1 protein-coding gene is annotated in these 1,826 nt (G+C 44.4%); it reads right to left on the bottom strand.

Annotated elements, in window-relative coordinates:
- The coding region (locus J4E76_RS20715; protein WP_208506711.1) for a DUF11 domain-containing protein at positions 1-1,826 on the bottom strand (1,826 nt) is incomplete at both ends.

Genomic DNA, 1,826 nt, shown 5'->3' on the forward strand with positions numbered 1-1,826 from the left:
TCAGAAGACTGCAATGTAACAGAAGCACTTGCCGCGTTATCAGTTCCATCAGTATCAAAGACATCAGAAGCCGAAACAGTTGCTGTATTGGTAAAGATTCCAGAAGACTGCACAGTTGCTACTATGCTCAATACAGCAGAAGAAGTACTATTTAGCGTACCAACAGTCCATATGCCGGTAGCAGCAGTATAAGTACCCGCAGTAGGAGTAGCAGACACTAAAGTATAGCCATCAGGCAGTTGATCAGTAAGTTCAATACCTGTAGCCGCATCAGGGCCTTGGTTCAATACAGTAACAGTGAATACTACATTACTACCAGGAGTAGGAGTAGGATTATCTACCGACTTAGTTACGTTAAGATCAGCAAACTGAGCAGCGACCGTTTCAGTACTGCTGTTATTACCTGCATTAGGATCGGTTTGATCAGCAGCAGTTATCGAAGCAGTGTTATCATAAGTACCTGTAGACTTCACTTTAGCGACAATGGATAGGGTAGCAGTACCCGCATTGGCTACAGATCCTACAGACCAAAGTCCGTTTGTGTTGTTGTAGCTACCAAAAGCAGTAGTGGCAGATACAAAGTCATATCCAGAAGGCAATACATCAGTTACCTGAACACCAGTTGCAGCATCAGGACCAGCATTGTTTACTGTAATAGTGAAAGTGACATTATCGTCAACATTCGGAGTATCGTCATTGGCTACTTTGGTAATGGACAGATCAGCAGACTGAGCTACAATACTAGCCGAAGCAGTATTATCACCCGAGTTAGGATCATACACATCGTTACCGGTAACAGTAGCAGTGTTGGTGAAGTCACCAGCAGCAAGTACGGTAGCAGTAACAGTTAAAGTAGCTGTAGCATCTTTGGCTAGCGTACCGACAGCCCAAACTCCCGTTCCAGAAGTATAAGTACCCTGACTAGGTGTAGCTGTTCCGAAAGTATATCCAGTAGGTATTTGATCTGTTACCTGAATGCCTGTAGCATCAGCCACATCAGGACCATTGTTGGTCAATGTCACAGTAAATGTGATTACATCACCCACATTAGGAGAAGTAGAACTTACTGTTTTATCAAGGCTAAGGTCAGCTCTTGGCGCATCTACTGTTGCAGTAGCAGAATCATTACCACTCACACCATCCACTTGATCTAAGCTGTTAACACTAGCGGTGTTGTCAAAAACACCATTGGCAAGTACAGTAGCCACAACCTCAAGTGTTACTACCCCATCTTTAGGAAGTGTTCCAATGGCCCAGATACCTGTACCACTTGTGAAAGTACCTTGGGTAGAAGTAGAAGACACGAAAGTATATCCTGAAGGCAGTTGATCTAATACCTGAAGGTTAGTCGCTGCATCATTACCATTGTTGGTAGCAGTGACTGTGAAAGTCACATTTTCACCCACATTGGCAGTAGCATTGTCTACCACTTTAGTTAGTGCAATATCAGCCTCTTGAAGCGTCACTGAAGTGCTAGAAGTATTGTCAGCCGTATCAGTATCAAACTGATCAGAAGCAGTGATAGTGGCAGTATTGGTAAAGTCACCAGTTGCCAGCACAGTTGCTCTGATAGAAAGTACAGCAGAAGCAGAGTTGCCGATCGTACCCACAGTCCAAACTCCTGTACCAGACACATAGCTTCCTTGAGAAGCATTGGCAGATACGAAGGTATAGCCAGAAGGCAGTTGGTCAGTTACCGCTACAGAAGTAGCAGCATCAGGACCATCGTTTCTTAAGGTTACCGTGAAGATGACATCATCACCAGGAATAGGGTTAGCATTGTCAACCACCTTGCTCATGTTCAGGTCAGCAAACTGCGTATCTAC

It is taken from the genome of Roseivirga sp. E12 (assembly GCF_017592825.1).
Taxonomy (GTDB): Bacteria; Bacteroidota; Bacteroidia; order Cytophagales; family Cyclobacteriaceae; genus Roseivirga.